Raw genomic sequence first — 19,728 nt, forward strand, 5'->3', positions numbered from 1 at the left:
AATCTCCGCAAGAAACTCCTCAATCAGAATCAAAAAAGCTTTGTCAAAGTTTAAAACTTTGACAAAGCTGCTTTGTTATTTTTAATATTAAAATATAAGCCATGTTTAATATTCTCAGAAACAAATTTCTTCTCATTGCATTCTTGACGATACAGTTTGGGTTTAGTCAAAACATACCTCATCTTCAAAAGACAGGAAACAAAACACAATTAATTGTCAACCAACAACCATTCTTAATACGAGGCGGAGAATTAGGAAATTCCTCTGCAACCAGTATGGAAAGTATGGAGCCTATCTGGTCTAAATTGACCGATATGAACCTCAACACGGTTTTAACCCCGATTTATTGGGAATTGATAGAACCGCAAGAAGGAAAATTTAATTTTCAGTTAGTAGATGATTTGATTCTTCGTGCGCGAAAAGAAAACTTAAAACTTGTTTTTCTCTGGTTTGGATCATGGAAAAACAGCATGTCGAGCCACGCGCCAGAATGGGTAAAACTCAACCAGAAAAAATACCCGAGAGTTAAAGACGATACAAATAAAAGTCACGAAATTTTAACGCCTTTCAGCGAAAATAATCTTCAGGCCGATTTGAATGCTTTCAAAAAACTGATGGCGCATATCAAAGATTTCGACCAAAAAGACCAAACCGTAATTATGGTTCAGGTTGAAAACGAAATCGGAATGCTGCCAACCGCTCGTGATTATCACGCTTTAGCGAATGCTGCATTTCAGAAGCCGGTTCCAGAGGAATTGATCCAATATTTAGAAAAAAACAAACAAAAATTAGTTCCTGAATTTTTAGAAATCTGGAAGAAAAACGGATTCAAAACAAAAGGAAACTGGGAAGGAATTTTTGGAAAAGGATTACATACCGACGAAATTTTTATGGCTTGGTATTTTTCTAAGTTCACCAATATTGTTGCTAAGGCAGGAAAAGACGCTTATCCAATTCCGATGTTTGTCAATGCAGCGTTGAACGCTCCAGAAAAAAAGCCAGGACAATATCCAAGTGCATGACCGTTGCCTCATATTATGGACGTTTGGAAAGCCGCAGGAAATTCGATTGACTTTTTAGCGCCCGATTTTTACAATCCGTCATTCAAACAATGGAACGATTTGTTTACCCGTCAAGGCGATCCGTTATTTATTCCAGAACACCGTTTTGATGAAACTGCACCTTTCAAAGGTTTATACGCTATAGGGCATTACGAAGCAATTGGTTTTTCGCCATTTTCTATAGAATCTGTTGCCGATGGCAAAAAAGAACCATTAGGTAAAATATATGATTTAGTGCAACAGTTAACTCCGACAATTGAAGCCAATAAAGGACAAGGAAAAATTGACGGTGTTTTATTAGACAAAGAAAATAATACGCAAATCATCAAAATGGGCGATTACGAATTCACTTTCAAACACGATTATACCTTAAATTGGTCTGATGGAGCAAAAGCTGAAACTTGGCCAATGTCTAGTGCGATTATTATAGAAATTGCCAAAGATGAATTTTATATTTCTGGATCAGGAATTGTGGTTACTTTTAAACCATTGAAGGAAAATGTAAACGCAGGAATTCTAAAAACCGATCAAGGCCGATTTGAAAATGAAAAATGGAAAACCATCAGACATTTCAACGGAGATCAAACCCATCAAGGGAGGCATTTGAGAATTTCAGTTGGCGATTACGAAATTCAAAAAATAAAATTATATACTTATGAATAGGTTTTTTTCGCCACGAATTCACGAATTTCACTAATTATTTTAGCCACAGATTAAAAAGATTAACACAGATTAATAAAAAAAAATCTTTTAATCCTTTTAATCTGTGGCAAAAAAACATAATACAATGAAAAAGATACTTCTAGCATTTTTAATAACAGTTAGCATAAACGCGCAAATAAAACTTCCGAGATTAATTAGTGACGGAATGATTTTACAGCGTGATACAAAAGTCAATATTTGGGGCTGGGCATCGCCAAACGAGAAAATCGAACTTGATTTTAAAGGAAAAAAATACGACACAACAACAGCTCAAGACGGAAAATGGTCGATCCAGCTTCCATCTCAAAAAGCAGGCGAACCTTATGAAATGACTTTAAAAGCATCCAATACAATTGTATTAAAAAACATTCTATTTGGAGATGTGTGGTTGTGTTCAGGACAATCCAACATGGAACTTCCAATGGATCGACTGAAAGACAAATACAAAGAAGAAATTGCAAAATCTGCCAATCCGAATATTCGACAATTTTTAGTTCCCGATGAATATTATTTTGCGAAAGAAAGAAATGATTTTTCATCTGGTTCTTGGGTTGAAGCAAATCCTCTAAATGTTTTGCAGTTTACAGGAGTTGGATATTTCTTCGCTTTAGAAATATACGAGAAGTATAAAATTCCAATTGGATTAATCAACAGTGCTTTGGGCGGTTCTCCTGCAGAATCGTGGATTAGCGAAGAAAGCATTAAAAAATTCCCCGAATATGAGCAGGAATATCTAAAATTCAAAGACGGAAAACTCGAAAAACAAATCGATGAAAACGATAGAAAAGTTAGTTCAAATTGGTATAAATTACTCAATGAAACCGATCTTGGATTGAAAGATAAATGGAGAAATTCGATCGAAACTTCAGATTGGAAGGAAATGAATGTTCCAGGTTATTGGGCCGATGGTGAACTCGGGAAAATAAATGGTTCGGTTTGGTTTAAAAAGGATTTTGTTCTGGAAAAAGTAAAGGAAAATCAAGCAAAATTAATTTTAGGGCGAATTGTTGATGCTGACTCCGTTTTTGTAAACGGACATTTCGTTGGAACAACTTCGTACCAATATCCGCCAAGAATTTATTCTTTTAATTCTAATGTTTTAAAAGAAGGAAAAAATGAAATCACGGTTCGCATCATCAACAATTCTGGAAAAGGAGGTTTTGTAATCGATAAACCTTACGAGTTAATTGTAGGCGATAAAACTATTGATTTAAAAGGAACTTGGAAATACAAATTAGGTTCAAAAATGGAACCGTTACCAGGGCAAACTTTTGTGCGTTGGAAACCTGTCGGACTTTATAATGCTATGATTGCACCACTAAAAGATTATCCAATAAAAGGGGTTTTATGGTATCAGGGCGAAGCCAATACTAGAAAACCATTGGAATATGGACCTTTAATGGAAGTTTTAATTTCTAATTGGCGTGCGCAATGGAAACAGGAAAAACTGCCATTTTTATTGGTGCAGCTGCCTAATTTTATGGAACCCAAAACAGAACCAACAGAAAGTAATTGGGCAGCTTTAAGACAGCAGCAATTAAATACGTTGAAAGTTCCAAATACAGGTTTGGCGATAACAATAGATTTGGGCGAATGGAATGATATTCATCCTTTAGACAAATATGATGTTGGAAAAAGATTAGCGTTGCAAGCAAGAAAATTGGTTTACGGAGAAAAAAACTTAACTGCTTCTGGTCCGATTTTTCAATCGATGAAACAAAATGGCAATAAACTGATTTTAAGCTTTTCAGATATGGGTACAGGATTGCAAAGCAAAAACGGAAATGAGTTAAAAGAATTTGCCATTGCAGGAACAGATGGAAAGTTTGTTTGGGCAAAAGCAATTATTGAAGGCGATAAAATCGTAGTTTGGAATGATGCCGTTTTAAATCCTGTAAAAGTGCGTTATGCTTGGGCAGATAATCCAGTTGAAGCCAATTTATACAATAAAGAAAATTTGCCTGCTTCGCCTTTTGAAGCAGAGTTGAAATAAATTTTTAATAATGACAACTTTGTCAAAGTTTAAAACTTTGACAAAGTTTGCTACAAACAATTTTTAGACAAAATTCCGGAGGAATGAAATATTTATAGATTATTTGATACATGGTTAGCAAAAGCTCCAGAGGAGCGACATAATTCTAAAATTAATATTTCACCCCGCTGGGGCTCTTTTGAAATGGGAATAATTGTTTCTATAAATATGCCGTCCCGCTGGGACTTGTTTTAAAAATCCGATATTTAAAAACTATTTCAAATTCTCTACGAGCATTTTCAAAAAAGCCTTAACTGCTTTTTTCTCATATACTTCTTTCAAAGAAATCAGCATTGCAGTTCGGGTCATATTTTCTCCTTTTATTGGTATGGCGTACAAATCTTTTTCGTCTTCAATTGTAGTTTTCGTTAAGATCGTGTGCCATTTTCCCGTTTTAATTAATTCAAGCAATGTTGGAATATCATTTATTTCTATCGTAACATTCGGATATAAATTGTTTTTTTCAAAGGCCTTGCTGATAAATTGAGTGGTGCTAAAACCACCAGCAGGCATGGCAAGAGGCAACGTACTAATTTCTTCTAGAGAAATGGTCTTTTTATTTTTTAAAGAAGTTTCAGAAGACGTAACCAGAGCCATTGGCGAAGTAAACAATTCTAGATACTTAAAATGCGCTTCAGAAGCAATTTCCTCAAAAGTTAGAATAACATCGAGCTGAAAATGATTTAGTTTTTGAATGAGTTCCTGCGAAGTTCCAAAGATAATTTCGAATTGAATTTTAGGATATTCGGAACTAAACAAAATTAAAGCTTTTGTAACGACATGTCGCAAAGCGTAGGTAACGCCAATGGCAATTTTTCCAGTTTCGAGTTTGTTTAAATCTTTTAATAATTGAAGTCCGTCAGAAGCTTTGTTGACCGATTGCTGCGCGTAAACCGAAAATAATTCTCCAGCTTCTGTCAATGTAATTCGTTTTCCAATTCGGTTAAAAAGCGGAACTTGAAGTTCGTCTTCCAATTGTTTAATTTGTTGCGATAAAGTACTCTGACTGATATAAAGTGCCGAAGCTGCTTCGGTAAAATTCAGTAATTCTTTTGCTTTCAGAAAATATTTAAGCTGACGAAGTTCCATTTCTAAATCGGTTTTATCGATTGATTATATCGAAAAATAAGGTTTTACAAATATAGAAATTCTTAAGAACTTTGCTTTGTTATACCATTACAAACAAAAGCAACATGAAAATTATAGCATTACAAGAAGGAAATTATATTGTTAATTCTCAAAAAGAGTTTCAGCTTTTAACAGAGCATACAATCGATTCTGGTTTAAAAATGGCGATTCAGCCTTTTGTTGTTATTACAGATCATGATGTTATTTTAATAGATTTCGGTTTAGGATTTGTCAATAATGGCGTTCCATTTATTTACGAAATGCTGAGAAAAAATGATATCGAACCTCAACAGATTACTAAAATTCTGGTTTCGCATCTACATAAAGATCATATAGAAGGAATCGGTTATTTTGAAAATAATCAATTTGTTCAAAATTTCCCAAATGCGAGGATTTATATTCAAGAACGAGAAATAGATTTTGCTTTAGAACAATTGCAAAATCCGTCGTACGTTCCTGAACTATTAAATGAGCTGAAAGAATTGCCAAATGTTGAATTATTAAATGAAGACAACGGACAAATTACAGACGAAATTTATTTTGAAGTTACAGCAGGACATACCAAATTTCAACAAGTATTTTGGATTAAAGCCGATAACGAAATTGTTTTTTATGGAGCAGATGATTTGCCTCAAAAAAGATATTTAAAATTTCCTGTTGCCTACAAAACGGATTTCGACGGAAAACGTGCCATGGAATCTCGTAAGAAATGGGAACAGCAGGCAAAAGACGAAAACTGGAAAGTGCTTTTATACCATGATATGAAGACACCTGTTTTAGATTTTGCTGAAGAAAGAAGTGAGATGAAAGATGCTTATAGAAGAAAGAATAGAGAAACAAGAATATAGAATATAGAAGTAAGACGAAAGATATTGAGAGATTATAGATGAAAAACATAGAAACAATTCCGGCTTTAATTATTTACGGATCATTGGCTCCAGGAGAATCCAATCATTCGGTTATGGATCCGATTAAGGGAGAATGGAAAAAAGCAATTATAAAAGGAAAACTTGAAGAAGGGGGTTGGGGCTCTTCTTTAGGGTATAATGGTTTTATTCCTGTGAATAATGAAGAAGCCGAAACGATAAAGGCGTATGTTTTATTTTCGGAAGATTTGGCTTCGCATTGGGATTATCTCGATGAATTTGAAGGTGATGGCTATACGCGAATTCAAACCGAATATGAGCTGGAAAATGGAGAAAAAGGAAGCGGATATATTTATGCTTTGAAAAGTAAGTAAAATAGATAATTACTTATTTATTGAATTTTTTTAAGTCGTCTTCAATAAGCTTAATTTTATCAACATTATTTACGCTTGAAATCAAAGAAGTAAAGTGATCGCCTCTTTCCGGATCACTTATTCTAATTTCTGCTAATAGATAATCGTTAATCCTTTTTTTATTGAACATTGACGAAAACAATTTACTTCTATACTCCTGTGGTAAAAGTTTTTCATCTCTATTAATCCTCATCTTAATTACTGCCGTATCACAGTAATAATAAAGAACAACATTGTGTTGATTTAAATAATTATGTATTATGTCAACAAAAATGTTTAAAGTTTTAATTGAATTATACTCAATTTCATTATTCATCAATGTGATTGAAACATCAATTATTGGAATGCCGTAATCTATTCCGTTTGCAGAAAATTTGACAAAACTTACAAGATATTGATAACCTTCTTCAGTAATAAAAGGAATTTCCTTATCTAACTCCAAGATTTGTATATATTATTTAGACTTAGGGAAATAAATGTCTTTTTTAGCAATTAATTTTGCTTTGTTTTCTTCTTTTGAAGTACGAAGATTTCTAAAAAACTCTAATGTTTCTTTAGATGGTTTTGTAATATGTAACGGTTGTGTTTTCATAATAATGCAAAGGTAATTATTATTTTGAAAACTACAAATTTTGAGTAGTGTTGTAAGTCTTTGTTTATTAGTGTTTTAATTATTTTTAAGAAAGATTTTTATTACAATATAGCTTGATTAGGTTTAGTTTGCATTTTTTTTCTTGAAAACATAAGAAACAAAACACTCTTTACTTTTTCTTCCAAAGAAGTTCGTAAAATCGAGAACGCTTTGGTAATCTGCGCTTCAACGGTTTTGATAGAAACATCCAAATGTTCGGCTATTTCAATATTGGTTAAACCTTCTTTTTTACTTAAAATAAAAACCTCTTTGCATTTTGGCGGTAAATTCTGAATCTCTTTGTTTACCGCATTCAAAACCCTTTGAAAAGATTCAGAATCTTCTTCTTGAACAATTCCGTTTAAGGCATCATAATACGATTTTTCTAGAGAAAATAAAGACTGGTTTTTTCGGTACAAATCGATAAACTCATTATAAACCAGTTTGTAAAGAAAGCTTTTGAGCGAATGATCTACTTTTAGTCTTGTACGCTGTTCCCAAACTTTAATAAAAACATTTTGCACGATATCTTCGGCACTATAAACATTCTTTACCAAGCTGTTGGCATACACACAAAGTTTATGATGATAGGTGTCGATAAGGTACGTGTATGCACTTTCATCTCCATTTTGTAGAGACTCAATTAGAATGGTATTATCGCTGTAATCATCAATCTTCATAAAAACAAATATATAAATTAATAGGTTTTGAGGTTAAAAAGTAAACTGAATTTGCTCAAATCGACCTTTTTTTAGCCTTTCTATTTGAAAATTATTACAAATAAAAAAGGAAGAAAAATGCAAATATAAATCTTTTAGTTTGTAATATCTATCAAATTAGTCGAGTTTTATTGAGAGAAAACACTTGTGAAAAATAAAAAAATCAGTAAAATGAAAAAAACTTTATCAAATTGTTAGGGTTTTGTTTTTTGGCTTCGTAATAATATTAAAAACGACTAAAATGACAGTAAAAAAGTCAGAGAGACTAATTGTTAAATTTATCACAAATCAGGCTTCTCAAGAAGAGATTGAGCAGCTTACCGAGTGGTTAAAAGAAGAAGAGAATCAAATTGTATTTAAGGATTTTGTGCAAACCAATTATGCAATTGATACTGCTTTGAACACTTTTGATTCGACCGAAGTTAGAAAACAGCTTTCGGAACGAATCAATAAGGAAAATAATGTTTTTTATAAACGAAGATTTTCATCTTATTATAAATATGCTGCGATTTTAATTGTGGCTTTGGGAGGTTTTTATTTCTATAAAAATTCTAGTGCAGAACAAGTTAAACAAAATGTAATTGTGCCTAGAGTCGACGAGATTGTTTTACAATTGGGTAACGGTTCATCTGAAACTATTGATATTTCTGGAGAAAAAAATGTTACGGACAAAGACGGAAATATTATTGGAAAACAAGAGAAAAACAGATTGGTTTATAATAAAGCTTTTGCTGAAGGAGAATTGGTTTACAATACATTGAAAATTCCGTACGGTAAAAAATTTGAGGTGCAACTATCAGACGGAACTTTAGTGCATTTGAATTCTGGAACGTCATTTAAATATCCAGTTCAGTTTGTCAAAAAACAAAATAGAGAAGTGTATTTAACGGGTGAAGCTTATTTCGAAGTTAGCAAAGATAAAAGCCATCCGTTTACGGTAAATGCGCAACAAGTGAATGTTGAGGTTTTAGGAACTAAGTTCAATGTAGATTCGTATACTAATAATAGCAGTACAGATGTTGTATTGGTCGAAGGTAAAGTTTCGCTTTATAAGGATCAGAAAACAAACCAAAATCAGGTTTATTTAACACCAGGTTTTAAAGGTTCGGCTCAACAGGGACAGAGCGAAATTAAAATAGAACAGGTCAATACGGATTATTATACCGATTGGGTAAAAGGAAGTCTGGTTTTTAAAAATGCTTCTTTTGATGCTATTATCAAAAAACTAGAACGCCAATACAATGTGACTTTCATTAACAGAAATAAAACACTCGGAAAAGAAATTTTCAACGCTCGTTTTGATAATGAACCCATTGAAGTGGTCTTGAAATATTTTAGCGACAGTTATGCGATTGATTACAATATTGACCGAGACAAAATAACGATTAAGTAAAGACGCATAAAGAATATAGAAGAAAGAAGAAAGAGCGAAGAAACAAGATTGAGAAATCTAAAATCAACAATCTAAAATCTAAAATCAACAAGCCTATGTAACAGAAATCCAAAAAGAAAAGGATCGTTATAAAAAAACCGGAAAATGCGCCAACATTTCCCGGTAGAGTATATGCGGTCAGTTAATTAACCAACCAACATTAAAAAAAACATTTAAAAGTATGAAAAAACTCTTGAACAGAATCAGGTTTGATAAGCCTTTTTTGAAATTTGATTTGAAAATGAAATTGACCACATTATTTCTGCTAACTGCCTTAACAGTAATGCACGCCGGAACCACTTATTCTCAAAAAAACAAGATTTCTTTTAATGCCAGCAATATGACTGTTGCAAAAGTGATTGAAAGACTTGAATACACTACAGATTACAGATTTGTTTATAATGTAAGATCTGTAGATTTGAACAGAGTAATAGATGTAAATGCATATGAAGCTTCAATAGAAGTTATTTTAAATAAAATCTTTACTAATACGAGTACCGATTTTAAAGTATCGGGAAACCACATTATTCTGATGCCTAGAAAAGTCTCTACAGAAAAAACGGAAGAGAAAAAACCTGTAGCAGATTTTATTGTAAAAGGTAAAGTTACAGATGAAAAAGGAATGCCTTTGGTAGGTGCGGCGATTTCTGATAACGGTTCAGGAAGAGGTGTAGAAACCGATTTTAATGGTGAATATCAGATTATTGCAGTAAGCAGTGAAACGACTTTGGCTTTTGCTTATTTAGGATATGTTAGGCAAGAAATAAAAGTTGAAGGAAGAAGTGTTATCAACGTTGTTTTGAAAGAAGATATTTTTGAACTTGAAGGACTGGTTTTGAAGACTGGTTATCAGGATATATCGGCAGAAAAGGCAACAGGATCTTTCTCAAGTTTAAAAGCAAAAGAGTTTCAAGAACAACGTTTAAGCAGTTTAGATAAAATTTTAGAAGGACGTGTTGTTGGATATCAGGATGGAAGAATTCGTGGAACAACTTCAATGAGAGGGGTAACGGCACCGTTATATGTTATTGACGGTTTTCCTGTCGAAAATACAAGATTAACTCCTTATGCATCTATAGAAGAAAATCTTCCTAGTTTGAACTTAGAAGATATTGAAACGATTACAGTTTTAAAAGATGCCGCAGCTTCTTCTATTTATGGTGCTCGCGCTGCAAATGGAGTTGTCGTAATTACCACAAAAAAAGCAAAAGAAGGAAAAACAAATATTTCGTTTTCAAGTAATTTAACTGTAACGCCTTACCGAAATTATACGGGCAATCTTACTAGCTCTGCAGATATTATTGGTTTAGAAAGAGGATGGGCAGAAGGAAATCCTAACTTGAAAACCGCTAATTCAGCTACTTATGCGCAGTCTTTATTGAATAATGCAGTTTTTCAAAGTTTAGGAATGCAGACTATTTTAAATGGGTATGCAGGAAATATTTCGCAAGCAGATATGAATAATCGTTTGAATCAGCTGGGTTCTCAGGGGTATAAATACTACGATGATGTAGCAAAATATGCCAAACGCGATCAGTATTTTATGCAACACAACCTTAGTTTAGGTAAAGCTAGCCAAAACAATACTTTTAATGCGTCTATAACTTACAAAGACAATCAGTTAGAAGATATGTATTCTGAAAACCAAACGGTTGGAATTAATTTGAAAAACTCAACACAAATTAACAACTGGCTGTCTTTAGATTTGGGAACTTATTTGAATTACGGAATAGGAGATACTCAATATTATAATCCTCTTAATCCAACTACAATACCAGCCAATCCAGGTTATAAATGGCAACCTTATAATCAGTTGGTTAATGCTGATGGAAGCAATTTTGTTTCGACTGCTGCTTCTCGCTACAATAATTTCACACTTAATTCTATGCAGACTTATGGTCTTTACAACATGGATATTACGCCAATGGATGAATTAGGAAGAAACTTAATTGAAAACAAAAACTTCTTAAACAGAACATTTGCTAAGTTCAATGTAAAATTCAGCCATGCGTTTACTTATAATGCGATGTTCCAATATGAATTTGCTTCAGATCGCGCAAGCCAATTATTTGATAGAGAATCATATTATGTGAGAAACAAAGTAAATGGTTTGGTGACAATTGTGAATAACAAAGCGGTTTACAACTTGCCTTATGGAGATATTATCAAAGAAACCAATCAGTTTTCTAATGCTTATAATTTCCGTCAGCAATTAAATTTCAATCAGACTTTCGCAGAAAAGCATGATTTCTCTGCGATTGCAGGTATGGAAATCCGTCATTCTAAACAAGAATATAATGATAACACTCGTTATGGTTACGATTCACAAGCTTTAACATTTACAGCAATAAATCAAGCCGATTTATTAAAAGTATATGGATCTGTTTTTGGCGGTTATATGTCACAAAACGACTTTGGATTAGAAAAAGAATTGCAAAACCGTTACGTTTCGGTTTACTCAACTGGAGGTTATACGTATGACAAAAGATATACATTATCAGGAAGTATTCGTTGGGATCGTTCTAACCTTTGGGGAACAGACAGTAAATACCAAAACAAGCCAATTTGGTCTGTAGGTGCGGGCTGGAATATCAACAATGAATCATTTTTTGATGTTGCGTGGGTTGATGCTCTTAAACTTCGCGGTTCTTATGGTATTGCCGGAAACATTGCCAAAGATTCTGCGCCTTATTTAACAGCTTATTATTATGCTAATGCGAATGTTGGAGGAACTTATGGAAGTGTGGGGCAACGTCCAAATCCTGAATTGTCTTGGGAAAAAACAACAACAACCAATATTGGTTTTGATTTCTCTTTGTTTAAAAGTAGATTAAGCGGAACGTTAGATTTATACAACAAAAAAGGTCAAGATTTGTTAGCTACTAGCCAAGGAATTCCAACAGAAGGATTCGGATATTCTTCTTACACACTTAATAATGGAGAAATGACTAACAGAGGTGTCGAAGCTACTTTAAGAGGAACGATTGTAAAAACGCCTTCTTTCTCTTGGGATGCGGCCATTTTGTATGCCTATAATAAAAATACTGTAGATTATGTAAATGTAAAAGCTCCTGTTTACTATTTACAGTTAGATTATCCACAGGCTTATCCTAGAGTTGGAACAAGTTTTAACAGCATTTATGGTTACCAATGGGCTGGTTTAAGCAATACAGGAATTCCGCAAGTTTATGATGCTTCAGGAACTGCAGTAAAATACAATCCAGGTCAGATAGATGCAATCAAAGATTATGGTTCGACAGTTCCGACACACAGCGGTTCTTTCAATACCTCAGCAAATTACAAAAACTTCTCACTTTCGGCTCTTTTCATTTATGAGTTAGGACATAAAGTAAGAAATACATTCTTACCAATGTTGAGTAACAATTACAATGGTGCACTTGGAGGTTATGTAACAGATATTACAGTGGTAAACAACAATATTGCAAATCGTTGGATGCAACCAGGTGATGAGGCTTTTACTAATGTTCCGAGAGCGGTTTATGAATATGAAGCAGATTTTAATTCAGAATCTCGTACGATTTATTCTTATGCAGATATTAATATTTTGGATGCATCAAATTTAAGATTAAGCAACATTTCTCTAGCGTATCAAATGCCAAAAGACCTAATTAAAAGAGTAAAACTAGACGGAGTACGATTCAATTTGAACGCAGAAAACGTATACACTTTTGCCAAAAGCAGAGATGCCAAATACATGTTAGGCGGTTTCATATCTCCAAGCTTTGTTATGGGTGTAAATGTTAATTTCTAATTTATAAAGACTAGACGATGAAAAATATATATAAAAAAGTAGCGTGCTTATTGGCTTTAGGATTGACTTTGGCATCTTGCGATGATTACTTGAACGATGTGCCAAAAGGAGCAAAATCGCCTGAAACGTTAGCAGACTATGAAGCTTTTTTGCGTGACGAATACAATACAAGAATAGATATCCTAGGAGCTACACATTTGCTAAATGATCAATTTGTAACAGCTGCTACACTTACAAGCAATAGGTTGTATAATGCCAATTATATGTGGGACGAAAATGCAGATCGTATTGCATTGAAGGTATCAGACGAATCTACCTATTACACCACTTATAGCGGAATTTCGGCTTTTAATTTAATTATTGAAAATGCACTTTCGGCCACTAAAGCGACTGAGCAAGAACAGAGAACAGTTTGGGCACAAGCAAAAATAATGCGTGCGATGAACTTTTTTTATGTAACTAATTTTTATGCAGATACTTATGTAGCTTCTACAGCGGCAACAAAATTATCAGTTCCGTTAATTACAAGTGCCAATATTAATGCGCCAAGTAAACAAGTAACCATTCAGGAAATGTATGATTTTATTCTAAATGATATTAAAGAAGCATTGCCTTATTTGCCTAAGGTTGCTCAAACCGCTTTGCATCCTAATTTAGGAGCTGGTTACGCTTTTTATTCAAGAGTTTATCTGCAGATGAATAATTATACAGAAGCTTTAAAATATGCTGATTTGGCATTAGCAGAAAATAATAAACTCTTTGACTGGGTAGCTTTCTATGAAGCAAATAAAGCCATTATAGATGTGCCAAATTCTTATACAACAGCAGTTTCGCCAATGGGGTATAACAACGTTGAAAACTATGTTTTTAGACACGGTTCAAGCCGTTCATTAGGGAGAGAGCCAAGCATACCAGTAGAAAGAGCAGCGCGCTTTGAAACGGGAGATGCACGATTAAAATCTCGTTGGAAAATAAGAACCGTAGGAGCAGATACGTATTACTATTCGATATTGTCAGGAATGTACAATTTTGGCGGAATTACAAGTGTTGAGGTTTATTTAATTAAGGCGGAATGTCTGGCACGTGATAATAAAATTACTGAAGCATTGGCTATTTTAAATACGCTTCGTAAAACTCGTATTCTTCCAGCATCTTATCAGGATATTGCAACTACAGATAAAGCAACTGCTTTGAACGCTATTTACAAAACAAAAAGTAATGAATTGCTGCAAACCCTTACTCCTTATGCAGATGCACGCCGTTTAAATGCCGAAGGAATTTACAAAGTTAGTTTTACTAAAGTCGTAAATGGAATTACGTACACATTAAAATCTGATTCTCATTTATGGACATCGCCTTTCCCACAAGGAGCAACGCAAAATCCAGGAAACGGAACCATTACACAAAATGTAGACAAGTAATAATCTAAAAGCTTCCTGATTAGATTTCCCCGAAAGGGAAGCTTTTTCTAAATATCAATCAAAAATGAAAGCAATTCAAAATAAAATAGTAGCATTCTGTCTGTGCCTGTTTATAGTTTCCATCAACATTCAGGCACAAAAGAAAAAAGCAACTTCAGCACCAGTTTCTTCTTATACAATTGAAGGAACAATAACAGGTTTAGCAGACGGAACTGAGGTAAAATTGATTCCCGGAGCTACACATTCTTCTGAACTGCCAGTTGCTGAAACAACTTTAAAAGACGGGAAATTTACTTTTGCAGGAAAATTAAATGAACCGCGTTTTTTCTATGTTGTCTTTGGTAAAAACAAAGGAAATATTTCTGTAATGGTCGAAAATTCAAAAATAAAAATTACAGCAGCTGGTTCGGTTTCAGATCAAGAAGGAGAGAGAATTTCTTTTAAAGATGTAGTGGTTACAGGTTCAAAATCAAATGATTATTATAAAAAAGAAACTGCGTTTAGAGAGGAACTCGAAAAAGATTATGCAGCTTATCATACCAAAGATTCAGACGAATTAAGTAAATTAATCGGTGCCGCAAGACGTGATAAAAACACAAAAGCGGTAGACTCACTTCAAAATCTTCCAGTTTGGAAAAAATTTGAGACTGATGAAAAAGCATTTTTTACGAAAGTAGAAAAAACAACATTAGAGGTTATCTCAAAACATAAAGCTACTTGGTGGGGACCATTTTTCATGATGACCAACTTTAGTTATTTCACACCAGAGCAAAAACCTTTGTACGATCAGTTTTCTGAAGCAGCAAAGAAAAGCTACTACGGACAGATTTTAGATAAAGATTTGAATCCGAAATCTTTAATCGGAACAAGCATTGCCAATTTCAGTTTAAAAGATAAAGATGGAAAATCATCTAGCGCAAAAGACATTGTAGCTGGAAAAAAATACATTTTGGTCGATTTTTGGGCTTCATGGTGTGGTCGATGCCGAAAAGAAATTCCGAACTTAAAAACAGCTTACGCTGAATATGGACCTAAAGGATTTGAAATTTTAAGTGTTTCAATTGATAAAGACGAAAAAGCTTGGCAGAAAGCACTTGGACAAGAAAACATGCAATGGCACAATCTTCTAGATGATGATAAAGTGAGTAAAGCATTTAATGTAAAAGCAATTCCGGCAACTTATTTAGTGGATAGTAAAGGGGTAATCATCGGTGACAATTTAAGAGGTGCAGAATTGGAAGCGAAATTAAAAGAGCTTTTGAAATCTTAAATTTTTAGTCGCAGTATTCAGTCTCAGTCACAGTGAAAAAGGTAAACTGGAACTCCGATTGAAACCCAAAAAAAACATCGCAATCTAACAAATAAAAAATATAACATGAAAAGCACAGTATTAAAATCTAGCCTATTCGCATTAGCAATTGCGACTGCATTTACTTCTTGTGAAAAGAAAGAAGGATTTAAAATTAATGGAAAAATTGCAGGATTAGATAAAGGAATGGTTTATCTGGAATCTGCAGACGAAAAAGGAGATAAAAAAATAATCGATTCTGCTGAGGTAAAAGAAGGTGTATTTACTTTTACAGGAAAAACAGTAGAACCGTTATTTCATACCATTAAAATTAAAGGGCAAGAGTACGGCGCGTATTTTCTTTTAGATAATGAAGATATTACGATTGAAGCAAAAAAAGATTCGGTTTTTAAGGCTAAAGTAACTGGAGCTACACAAAACGGATTCTACAAATCGTACTACGATAACGAATTCAAAAAAATACAAGCAATTGCAGGTGCCTATTTACAAATTATCTGATTCGCTAACCCAAGGAGGAAAAGTAAAATTGACTCCAGAACAGCAAACAATGATGGATAAAAAATGGAAAGATCTTGGCGCTTTCGCGGATGATTTGACAGATAAATTCATCAGAAAAAACAAAGACAATTTAGGAGGCGCATTAGTAATTGAAGACCGAATTGTGTCTTATGGAACTCCAGAAAAAGTAAAAGAATATTACGCAATTTTAACTCCAGAAATTCAAAAATCATTTTACGGAAAAAAATTAAAAACGGCTATTGATCTTAATGATAAAACCGCTGTTGGTGCTCCTGCACCCGAATTTTCTCAAACTGATTTAAACGGAAAAGTGGTAAAATTATCAGACTACAAAGGCAAATATGTTTTGGTAGATTTCTGGGCAAGCTGGTGCGGTCGATGCCGAAAAGAAAATCCAAATGTAGTTGTGGCTTACAAAACGTATCACGATAAAGGATTTGATGTTTTGGGAGTTTCATTGGACGATAAAAAGAAACTTTGGGAAAAAGCAATTGAAAAAGACGGTCTAACTTGGACGCATGTTTCTGATTTAAAAGGATGGCAAAATGAAGCTGCTGTTTTGTATGGAGTAAAAATGGTTCCAACCAACTACTTAATTGGGCCTGACGGAAAAATCGTTGCTAAAAATCTTAGAGAAGCTGAATTGCAATCTAAATTGAAAGAAATTTTTAGTAAATCATAAAGTTAGTTTTCAGTCGCAGTTTACAGTCTCAGTGAAAACTGTAAACTGCGACTGAAAACTGAATACTGCTTAAATAATATCAACAAAAAAATGAAAAAATACATCTTTCTGGGCTATTGCTCATTAGCTTTCTGCGCCCTAATTTCAGCGCAGAACAAATCGGTTAACTTCAAGAAAATAAAAGAATTAGGCGGAATCGAAGAATATTTATACCAGCCAAATGGAATGAATGTTTTGCTTTTGCAGGACAACGCTTCTCCAGTTGCAACTGTACAAATTGTATATCGCGTAGGTTCTAAACATGAAGTTTTAGGAAATACAGGATCGACTCACCTTTTAGAACATTTAATGTTTAAAGGAACTCCAACTTTCAATAAGAAAAACGGAAACACAATTACTGATGTTCTGCAAAATACAGGAGCACAGTTAAATGCTACAACTTGGTACGATCGTACAAATTATTTTGAAACGCTGCCAAGTGATAAAATTGAATTGGCGCTTCAAATCGAAGCCGACAGAATGCGTAATTCTTTATTGTTAAAAGAAGATAAAGAAGCAGAAATGACGGTTGTGCGCAACGAATTTGAGCGTGGAGAAAACAATCCGAATAGTTTATTAGATAAAGAAATCTGGGCAGCGGCTTATATTGCACATCCGTATCATCATTCTACAATTGGATGGAAATCCGATATTGAAAACGCTCCAATTGAAGTATTGAGAAATTTCTATAATACGTATTATTGGCCAGATAATGCAACTTTAACCATTATTGGAGATTTCAAAAAAGAGAATGTCTTTGAATTGATCGAAAAGTATTTCGGTAAAATTACAAAAGCACCAAACGCAATGCCACAGCCATACACACAAGAACCTCAGCAATATGGCGCACGCAAAATTACAGTTAAAAAACCTGGAGAATTAGGCGTTGTAAACAAAGCGTATAAAATTCCGGGAGCTTTACACGAAGATCTTCCAGCCCTGAGTATTTTGGCTCAGATTATTGGCGTTGGGCCGACTGCTATTTTAAACAAAACATTTGTTGATACCCGTTTAGGAATTTATTCTTATGCAAGTGCAACAAACTTTAAAGAAGTTGGACTTTTTACAATTGGTGTTGGTTTTCCGACGACTTCAAAACATGAAGATATTGATGCAAAAATCAGTGAAGTTGTGGCTAAAATTCAGAAGGAAGGCGTGACTCAGGATGAAGTAAATAGAGTTGTAGCAAAAATTAGTGCACAAACTATTTTAGCACGCGATGGTTCTGGAGTAATTGCATCAGCATTAAACGAAGCAATCGCTTCTGGCGACTGGACAGATTATATTACAGGAGTTGATAGATTGAAAAAAGTAACTCCAGCAGATGTTTTGCGTGTGGCTCAAAAATATTTAGTTGATGACCAAAGTACAACAGGATATTTTATTCCGAAACAATCTGGAAACCAGAATAATGATTCAGCGAAAGCGAATAATTATATGCCAGAAAATGGTCCGTTTTATTACAGGCATTCAGAAGAAGGACATAGTCACGAAGAAGCTTCATCTATTCCAACTTCAACAAAGAACGCAACAGAAGAATTAATTTCTGCAGAAACTTTAATCGAAAAATCGGCTTCGGCTTTTAAAAGAGAAAAAGTATCTGGAATTGATGTGGTTTCGGTAAAAACATCAGCAAAAGATTTTGTAACCGTTGCGGCAAGCATTTCGTTAGGGAATTATGCCAGTGAGACTAAAAATGATATAATTCCAGCATTAACAGCATCAATTTTATCAAAAGGAACAACTTTGAATGACAAGTTTAAATTTTCTGAAAAACTTCAAAAACTAGGAGTTTCATTAAATGTAAATGCTTCAAGTTTTAAAATTAATATCGGATTTAAATGTTTGAAAAAAGACTTAGATCAGGTAATTGCTTTATTTTCAGAAGAATTAAGAAATCCGTTGTTTGATGCTAAAGAATTTGAAAATTTAAAACAGCAATTTATTGGAAATACGCAGGCAGGATTTGAATGATCCAGGCGAAAGAGGAAGCATTGCTTTATCTCAGGCGATTTATCCAAAAGGAAATCCAAATTACAGTTTGACCGTAGAAGACAATATTGCGAATATCCAAAATGCAACTTTGGATGAAGTGAAAGCTTTCCACAAAAAATATTTCGGAACGGCATCTATGCGTTTGGTAATTGTGGGTGACACCGATGGAGCGAATCTAAATGCTTCTCTAAAAAAATCATTTAAAAATTGGAATGGGGGAGTTACTGAAAAATTAAAATTTGAAGAGGCTGCAAAATCTCCATCAAAAACAGAAGTGGTTACAATTCCTGAAAAGCCAAGTGCAGAATTATTCGTCGGGCAGTTTACAGGTTTAAAAAGAGCCGATGCCGATTATATTCCGTTTTTTATTGGAAACTATACTTTAGGCGCTGGTTTTGCTGGACGTTTAATGCAGACTGTTCGTGATAATGATGGTTTAACCTATAATATTTCTTCTGGTTTAGGCGGAAATATCGAAACAGGAGGTTACTGGTTTGTAAACGCTTCTTTCAACCCAAATTTATTTCAAAAAGGTTTGGATGCGACAATGGTTCAGGTTGATAAATGGGTAAAAAACGGAATCACAGCTGAAGAATTAGAAAACAAGAAAACCAACTTAATCGGAAGTTTTAAAGTAGGAATGTCAACTACAAGCGGAATGGCGAGAACTATTTTAAGTTTTATCGAAAGAGGTTTAGAGCCAAATTACATCGATCAGTATCCAAAAGATATTGATAAAGCAACTTTACAACAAGTAAACGATGCGATTAAAAAATATATTCAGTTGGATAAAATGATTATCATTAAATCGGGTTCTCTTGATAAAGACGGGAATCCGTTGAAGTAGTTTTTTTAGTGTTCAGTTTCAGTTTACAGTCTCAGTATTCAGTCTCAGTTTACGGTGTAGATAGTTCAACTTTGTCAAAGTTATACTGCGACAAAATCTAAAATCTGCAATCTAAAATCTAAAATTTTAATAGTTCGTCTTTCATTATTTCATTTTAGAA

General features: G+C 33.8%; 17 protein-coding genes. 13 read left to right on the plus strand and 4 right to left on the minus strand.

Annotated elements, in window-relative coordinates; translation table 11 throughout:
- Positions 1-101 precede the first annotated feature (101 nt).
- The 3 genes from ACPWTF_RS18700 to ACPWTF_RS18710 all read left to right on the plus strand — a co-directional run bounded on the left by ACPWTF_RS18700 (position 102) and on the right by ACPWTF_RS18710 (position 3,756).
- Positions 102-1,022 carry a beta-galactosidase gene (locus ACPWTF_RS18700; RefSeq protein WP_427872472.1) on the plus strand — a complete coding sequence of 307 codons (921 nt, stop codon included), beginning with the start codon at positions 102-104 and terminating at the stop codon, positions 1,020-1,022.
- A 15-nt stretch (positions 1,023-1,037) separates the two neighbouring features.
- The gene (locus ACPWTF_RS18705) at positions 1,038-1,724 is read left to right on the plus strand and encodes a DUF5597 domain-containing protein (RefSeq protein WP_427872473.1); all 687 of its coding nucleotides are present in this window, start codon (positions 1,038-1,040) and stop codon (positions 1,722-1,724) included.
- Positions 1,725-1,848: 124 nt separating this feature from the next.
- Entirely contained in the window at positions 1,849-3,756 is a 1,908-nt protein-coding gene (locus ACPWTF_RS18710) for a sialate O-acetylesterase (protein WP_427872474.1), read from the plus strand.
- Between the two features lie 252 nt (positions 3,757-4,008).
- On the opposite strand, the gene ACPWTF_RS18715 is transcribed toward ACPWTF_RS18710, so the two are convergent.
- A complete protein-coding gene (locus tag ACPWTF_RS18715; RefSeq protein WP_427872475.1) occupies positions 4,009-4,884 on the minus strand; it encodes a LysR substrate-binding domain-containing protein in 876 nt (291 codons plus the stop codon).
- A gap of 104 nt (positions 4,885-4,988) precedes the next feature.
- Between ACPWTF_RS18715 and ACPWTF_RS18720 the strand changes: the two genes are divergently transcribed.
- On the plus strand, positions 4,989-5,771 hold the full coding sequence (locus tag ACPWTF_RS18720) for an MBL fold metallo-hydrolase (protein ID WP_427872476.1): 783 nt from the start codon (positions 4,989-4,991) through the stop codon (positions 5,769-5,771).
- Between the two features lie 38 nt (positions 5,772-5,809).
- Positions 5,810-6,163, plus strand: a complete 354-nt coding sequence (locus ACPWTF_RS18725) for a gamma-glutamylcyclotransferase family protein (protein WP_427872477.1) — start codon at positions 5,810-5,812, stop codon at positions 6,161-6,163.
- A gap of 13 nt (positions 6,164-6,176) precedes the next feature.
- Here the strand turns inward: ACPWTF_RS18725 and ACPWTF_RS18730 are convergent, their stop codons facing one another.
- The 3 genes from ACPWTF_RS18730 to ACPWTF_RS18740 all read right to left on the minus strand — a co-directional run bounded on the left by ACPWTF_RS18730 (position 6,177) and on the right by ACPWTF_RS18740 (position 7,513).
- On the minus strand, positions 6,177-6,644 hold the full coding sequence (locus ACPWTF_RS18730) for a hypothetical protein (RefSeq protein WP_427872478.1): 468 nt from the start codon (positions 6,642-6,644) through the stop codon (positions 6,177-6,179).
- Positions 6,645-6,656: 12 nt separating this feature from the next.
- A complete protein-coding gene (locus ACPWTF_RS18735; RefSeq protein WP_379797128.1) occupies positions 6,657-6,794 on the minus strand; it encodes a hypothetical protein in 138 nt (45 codons plus the stop codon).
- 101 nt (positions 6,795-6,895) lie between these two features.
- Positions 6,896-7,513 carry an RNA polymerase sigma factor gene (locus ACPWTF_RS18740; protein ID WP_427872479.1) on the minus strand — a complete coding sequence of 206 codons (618 nt, stop codon included), beginning with the start codon at positions 7,511-7,513 and terminating at the stop codon, positions 6,896-6,898.
- Positions 7,514-7,793: 280 nt separating this feature from the next.
- Here ACPWTF_RS18740 and ACPWTF_RS18745 point away from each other — a divergent pair, with 280 nt between their 5' ends.
- The 8 genes from ACPWTF_RS18745 (at position 7,794) to ACPWTF_RS18780 (ending at position 19,568) form a co-directional block, all read left to right on the plus strand.
- The gene (locus ACPWTF_RS18745) at positions 7,794-8,945 is read left to right on the plus strand and encodes a FecR family protein (RefSeq protein WP_427872480.1); all 1,152 of its coding nucleotides are present in this window, start codon (positions 7,794-7,796) and stop codon (positions 8,943-8,945) included.
- 220 nt (positions 8,946-9,165) lie between these two features.
- A complete protein-coding gene (locus tag ACPWTF_RS18750) occupies positions 9,166-12,756 on the plus strand; it encodes a SusC/RagA family TonB-linked outer membrane protein (RefSeq protein WP_427872481.1) in 3,591 nt (1,196 codons plus the stop codon).
- Positions 12,757-12,773: 17 nt separating this feature from the next.
- On the plus strand, positions 12,774-14,177 hold the full coding sequence (locus tag ACPWTF_RS18755; protein ID WP_427872482.1) for a RagB/SusD family nutrient uptake outer membrane protein: 1,404 nt from the start codon (positions 12,774-12,776) through the stop codon (positions 14,175-14,177).
- A gap of 64 nt (positions 14,178-14,241) precedes the next feature.
- Positions 14,242-15,447, plus strand: a complete 1,206-nt coding sequence (locus ACPWTF_RS18760) for a redoxin domain-containing protein (RefSeq protein WP_427872483.1) — start codon at positions 14,242-14,244, stop codon at positions 15,445-15,447.
- Positions 15,448-15,552: 105 nt separating this feature from the next.
- A complete protein-coding gene (locus tag ACPWTF_RS18765) occupies positions 15,553-15,984 on the plus strand; it encodes a DUF4369 domain-containing protein (protein ID WP_427872484.1) in 432 nt (143 codons plus the stop codon).
- On the plus strand, positions 15,962-16,687 hold the full coding sequence (locus ACPWTF_RS18770; RefSeq protein ID WP_427875773.1) for a peroxiredoxin family protein: 726 nt from the start codon (positions 15,962-15,964) through the stop codon (positions 16,685-16,687). Before ACPWTF_RS18765 ends, ACPWTF_RS18770 begins: the two co-directional genes overlap by 23 nt.
- Before the next feature lie 90 nt (positions 16,688-16,777).
- On the plus strand, positions 16,778-18,700 hold the full coding sequence (locus ACPWTF_RS18775) for an insulinase family protein (RefSeq protein WP_427872485.1): 1,923 nt from the start codon (positions 16,778-16,780) through the stop codon (positions 18,698-18,700).
- Positions 18,672-19,568, plus strand: a complete 897-nt coding sequence (locus tag ACPWTF_RS18780) for a M16 family metallopeptidase (protein WP_427872486.1) — start codon at positions 18,672-18,674, stop codon at positions 19,566-19,568. The genes ACPWTF_RS18775 and ACPWTF_RS18780 overlap by 29 nt, the downstream gene beginning before the upstream one ends.
- Positions 19,569-19,728 lie beyond the last annotated feature (160 nt).

It is taken from the genome of Flavobacterium sp. MMS24-S5, assembly GCF_050320125.1.
Classification (GTDB): domain Bacteria; phylum Bacteroidota; class Bacteroidia; order Flavobacteriales; family Flavobacteriaceae; genus Flavobacterium; species Flavobacterium tyrosinilyticum.

Bases quoted from the DNA above. Each gene is read 5' to 3' on its own strand.
- ACPWTF_RS18700 (WP_427872472.1), top strand. From the start codon at position 102: ATGTTTAATATTCTCAGAAACAAATTTCTTCTCATTGCATTCTTGACG.
- ACPWTF_RS18705 (WP_427872473.1), top strand. From the start codon at position 1,038: ATGGACGTTTGGAAAGCCGCAGGAAATTCGATTGACTTTTTAGCGCCC.
- ACPWTF_RS18710 (WP_427872474.1), top strand. From the start codon at position 1,849: ATGAAAAAGATACTTCTAGCATTTTTAATAACAGTTAGCATAAACGCG.
- ACPWTF_RS18715 (WP_427872475.1), bottom strand. From the start codon at position 4,884: ATGGAACTTCGTCAGCTTAAATATTTTCTGAAAGCAAAAGAATTACTG.
- ACPWTF_RS18720 (WP_427872476.1), top strand. From the start codon at position 4,989: ATGAAAATTATAGCATTACAAGAAGGAAATTATATTGTTAATTCTCAA.
- ACPWTF_RS18725 (WP_427872477.1), top strand. From the start codon at position 5,810: ATGAAAAACATAGAAACAATTCCGGCTTTAATTATTTACGGATCATTG.
- ACPWTF_RS18735 (WP_379797128.1), bottom strand. From the start codon at position 6,794: ATGAAAACACAACCGTTACATATTACAAAACCATCTAAAGAAACATTA.
- ACPWTF_RS18740 (WP_427872479.1), bottom strand. From the start codon at position 7,513: ATGAAGATTGATGATTACAGCGATAATACCATTCTAATTGAGTCTCTA.
- ACPWTF_RS18745 (WP_427872480.1), top strand. From the start codon at position 7,794: ATGACAGTAAAAAAGTCAGAGAGACTAATTGTTAAATTTATCACAAAT.
- ACPWTF_RS18750 (WP_427872481.1), top strand. From the start codon at position 9,166: ATGAAAAAACTCTTGAACAGAATCAGGTTTGATAAGCCTTTTTTGAAA.
- ACPWTF_RS18755 (WP_427872482.1), top strand. From the start codon at position 12,774: ATGAAAAATATATATAAAAAAGTAGCGTGCTTATTGGCTTTAGGATTG.
- ACPWTF_RS18760 (WP_427872483.1), top strand. From the start codon at position 14,242: ATGAAAGCAATTCAAAATAAAATAGTAGCATTCTGTCTGTGCCTGTTT.
- ACPWTF_RS18765 (WP_427872484.1), top strand. From the start codon at position 15,553: ATGAAAAGCACAGTATTAAAATCTAGCCTATTCGCATTAGCAATTGCG.
- ACPWTF_RS18775 (WP_427872485.1), top strand. From the start codon at position 16,778: ATGAAAAAATACATCTTTCTGGGCTATTGCTCATTAGCTTTCTGCGCC.